General features: G+C 55.5%; 5 protein-coding genes. 2 read left to right on the top strand and 3 right to left on the bottom strand.

What is annotated here, in order from left to right; all coding sequences use genetic code 11:
• On the top strand, positions 1-657 hold a 657-nt coding region (locus GXX82_03065), incomplete at its 5' end, for a TRAP transporter large permease subunit (GenBank protein ID NLT22008.1).
• Positions 658-764: 107 nt separating this feature from the next.
• Here the strand turns inward: GXX82_03065 and GXX82_03060 are convergent.
• Genes GXX82_03060 through GXX82_03050 form a run of 3 tightly spaced genes read right to left on the bottom strand, consistent with a single transcriptional unit; the run spans position 765 to position 2,973 of the window.
• The gene (locus GXX82_03060; protein NLT22007.1) at positions 765-1,544 is read right to left on the bottom strand and encodes a 2-hydroxyglutaryl-CoA dehydratase; all 780 of its coding nucleotides are present in this window, start codon (positions 1,542-1,544) and stop codon (positions 765-767) included.
• Between the two features lie 26 nt (positions 1,545-1,570).
• On the bottom strand, positions 1,571-1,786 hold the full coding sequence (locus GXX82_03055) for a biotin/lipoyl-binding protein (protein NLT22006.1): 216 nt from the start codon (positions 1,784-1,786) through the stop codon (positions 1,571-1,573).
• Between the two features lie 32 nt (positions 1,787-1,818).
• Positions 1,819-2,973 (bottom strand): acyl-CoA dehydrogenase, encoded by a 1,155-nt coding sequence (locus GXX82_03050; GenBank protein ID NLT22005.1) that lies wholly within the window; start codon positions 2,971-2,973, stop codon positions 1,819-1,821.
• Between the two features lie 260 nt (positions 2,974-3,233).
• Between GXX82_03050 and GXX82_03045 the strand changes: the two genes are divergently transcribed.
• A partial coding sequence (locus tag GXX82_03045; protein ID NLT22004.1) for an MBL fold metallo-hydrolase occupies positions 3,234-3,852 on the top strand: 619 nt, incomplete at its 3' end.

Below are 3,852 nucleotides of genomic sequence, written 5' to 3'. Positions count from 1 at the left end.
AGTCTCACTGGTCTCGGCCTTAAGCTCTCCACCATCATCATAGGCTATGCCGGAGGGAACCTTCTGGTGACGGCCGTTTTTGCGGCTGTCCTTCTCTGGGTCATCGGCCTTGCCGTCCCTATAACGGCAACGTATATCATCGCCGCCGTCATCGTCGCCCCCGCCTTCACCCAACTGGGCGTACCGGAATACGCCGCCCATATGTTCATATTCTATTATGCCCTTCTCTCCGAGGTGTCTCCGCCGACGGCCCTTTCGCCCTTTGCCGCAGCCGCCATCACGGGTGGTGATCCCTACAAGACGACCTTCATGGCCTGGAAATATGCCCTGCCCGCCTTCCTTCTTCCCTTTGTCTTCACCGTCCTGCCCTCCGGGAGGGCAATACTCCTCCATTTCGAGGGAGTTGGCATTGCAGCGGGTGTCTGGACCATCATAGCGGCCTTTCTCGGGATAGGTATGCTCGCCTCCGGGTGTGCCGGATGGTTCCTGAAGAGATCCACTATCCTTGAACGCGTGATCATTATCGTCGGGGCCCTCGCGTTTGTTTATCCCCACAGGCTTGGAGATGTGGCGGGATTTCTCTGCCTCTTCATCGTGATAGCCATGCAGAAGCTTCGCAAGGACAAAGAGCCGGAGCAGGCCCGGGTTGCCGCCTGAACGGCAGACGCCCCGCCGGCCCCTCCACACAGGCGCAGGTTCGTGATAACAAAAAGGCCAGCTTGCAGAACAAGCTGGCCTTTCTTTTGATCCTCTTTTCCCGTCAGCTACGCTGACTTCTCCATCGCGATGATGGCGGCGCCGAGAGACCCCACGATCTGTGGCTCGACATGTATCTTGAGCTGCGTGCCCAGCGCTGCCTCGAGGGCCTTTACCACGCCGATGTTCTTCGCAACCCCACCCGCCATGATGACATCGTTCTGGATACCACCGAGCCTGTTGATGAGTCCCATCGTCCTGTCGGCGATGGCCTTGTGGATACCGTAAAGGATATCCTCCAGCTCTTCGCCCTCGCTGACGAGGGATATGACCTCTGACTCGGCAAAAACCGTGCAGATACTGCTGATGGTGACGTCCTTCTTGTGTTTCAGCGACAGATCACCGATCCTGTCGAGTTCCACGTTCAGTGCCTTGGCCATGACCTCGATGAACCTTCCGGTCCCGGCGGCACACTTGTCATTCATTTCGAACTCAACGACGCGGCCCTTTTCATCTATCCTGATGACCTTCGTGTCCTGACCGCCGATATCGATGATCGTTCTCGCCTGCGGAAAAAGATGGTTCACGCCTTTCGCTATGCATGTGATCTCCGTGACCGCCTGCTTCGCAAAGGCCGCTCTTTTTCTGCCGCAGCCGGTTGCTACAATATAGGATACATCTGAAGGGCTTTTGCCCGGATAGGCGAGCACTTTCTCAAGTGCCATCTCAGCCGTCTTCTTGGAATCCGCGCCCGTCTGAAGGATGGTATAACCCAATATTCCCTTATCCTTATCGAGAAGCAGAGCTTCAGTTGTGATCGAACCTATATCTATCCCGGCAACTAACATAAGCTTCTCCCCCTTTTTCTTTTGCGCTATTCAAGAGTTGCGATGACCGTATCCGCTTCCACTTCCTGACCGGCCTCAACAAGGATCTCCTTGACGGTTCCGGCTGCCGGAGCAACGATCGGCATTTCCATCTTCATTGCCTCGAGGATCGCGACCTGATCGTCCTCGTTCACCTTGTCGCCGACCTTCACATCAACCTTAACGATCTTTCCTACCATGGGACATGTTACTTCAGTAGCCATAAACTTACCTCCTTCAGGATTGACTCACTCGTTTACTTTCTGTATCCCAGGGCAAACTGGGCGATGATCATCTTCTGGACGTTGGACGTCCCTTCGACGATCTGATAGGACTTGGCGTCTCTCAGGTACCTCTCGACAGGGTACTCGGAGGAGAACCCGTAGGAACCGAAGATCTTCACGGCTTCCGAGGCGCAGAAGTTCGCCGACTCGGCCGCGTAATACTTCGCCATCGAGGTCTCGAGGGTGTTGTTCATTCCCTGGTCCTTCTGCCATGCGCACCTTAAGACGAGAAGCTTTGCCGCCTCATGCTCGACGGACATGCGGCCGATCTGCTCCTGGACCATCTGGAACTGGCCTATCGGCTGGCCGAACTGCTCCCTTTCATTTGCGTACTTGCAGGCTTCTTCGATGCAGCTCTCCGCCACGCCAACGGCCCTTGCCGCTGAGCTCAAGCGGGTGGAGTTCAGCATCGTCATGCAGATGTTGAAACCCTGGCCCAGCTTGCCGAGAAGGGCGCTCTTCGGGATCTTCGCTTCCTCGAAGAATATCTCGCCCGTCGGTGCGCAGTGGAGACCGAGTTTCGTGGTGATCGCTCTCTGGACAACGCCGGGGGTATTGAAATCCATGAAGAAGGCCGACATGCCTTTGTGCTTCGCCGCCTTGTCCGTCATCGCGTACACAACACCACAGCCGCAATAAGGCACGCCAGAGATCCAGGTCTTGGAGCCGTTGAGGATAAAGCCGTCGTCGACCTCCGTCGCCGTCGTCTTCATGCTGGCCACATCCGACCCTGAATTGGGCTCTGTGATGGCAAAGCATCCGCCGCTCGTTCCAGCGATAAGACCGGGAAGGAACTGTTCTTTCTGTGCATCCGTGCCAAACTTCAGGAGAACGTTCTGCGGACCGTTCATCTGAAGGTTGAAGGGAAGACCCCATGACGGGCTGACCCTTGCGACCTCTATTGCCATGAGGGTTGCCGCCATATTGCCTTCTTCCAGTCCCAGGCCGCCGAACTTCTCGGGCGCGAGGCAGGCGAACATGCCCTGATCGCCCATCTTCTTCATGATCTCAGGACGGTATTTATGCTCTTTCTCGTCTTCTTCCATCGTCGGTTTGATATTTTTTACAGCAAAATCGTACGCCATTTTACGCATTGACTCGAGTTCATCAGAAATCTTGAAATCCATATTTTACTCTCCTTTCTTGGCGGTATTTTGTGGGGCAATATTGTGAAACAATTAGCAAACCTATCTTAGCAAAAGCACTTTTCGCCTGTCAAGCTAATTCTGATGAATATAATAAACGTTTACCAATGATTTACGGCGGTTAACGACGGCGTGACCCGCCTTCCCCCGAAAGGTCGATCTCCCCGAAAGACAGCGGGAATCCTTGCATAAGCCCCTGGGCTTTTATATAATTAGTCTACCTCTATGGCAAGAAGAAAGGCATGATCCTCAACACGACAGGATACGTTGACCGCGGTCTTCACGTGACAGGGTTCGCATGGTCGCCCGCCTACCTCCTAGACGGCGACACGCCCATCCTGTTCGAGGCCGGTTTTTACTCCATAGCTCCCCTTTACGTCAGGGACATCCGGAAGGTGACCGGCGCGAAGGACCCGTCCCACCTCTTCCTCACCCATGTCCATTACGATCATTGCGGTGCCGCGGCCTATTTCAAGAGGGCCTTTCCCGGGATAACCATATGCGCCTCGAAGCGGGCAAGCGAGATACTTCGTCGTCCCAACGCGCTTGAGCTGATGACCTCGCTGAGCCGCAACTTCACCCGGCTGGCGGAGGCTTCGCCCGATATCGACACAGACACCATTCTCCACTCGCCATTCGAGCCTTTCACCATAGATCGGATCTTCGAGAACGAGGAGATCTTCACCGTGGACCCATCCCTGCATGTGCAGGTCCTCTTCACGCCCGGGCACACAAGGGACATGCTCAGCTACTACATCCCGGAACGCAGGATCCTCATAGCCACCGAATCGGCGGGTTGCCGCAGCCAGACGGGGCAGATCGTCAGCGAGTTCCTCGTCGACTTCGACGCCTACGTAGGCT

It is taken from the genome of Syntrophorhabdus sp., assembly GCA_012719415.1.
Taxonomy (GTDB): Bacteria; Desulfobacterota; Syntrophorhabdia; order Syntrophorhabdales; family Syntrophorhabdaceae; genus Delta-02.
The sequence above is the reverse complement of the archived record's forward strand: the minus strand, read 5'-3'. Positions and strand labels throughout refer to the sequence as shown.

Coding starts and splice junctions, on each gene's coding strand:
- GXX82_03060 (NLT22007.1), bottom strand. CDS start 1,544: ATGTTAGTTGCCGGGATAGATATAGGTTCGATCACAACTGAAGCTCTG.
- GXX82_03055 (NLT22006.1), bottom strand. CDS start 1,786: ATGGCTACTGAAGTAACATGTCCCATGGTAGGAAAGATCGTTAAGGTT.
- GXX82_03050 (NLT22005.1), bottom strand. CDS start 2,973: ATGGATTTCAAGATTTCTGATGAACTCGAGTCAATGCGTAAAATGGCG.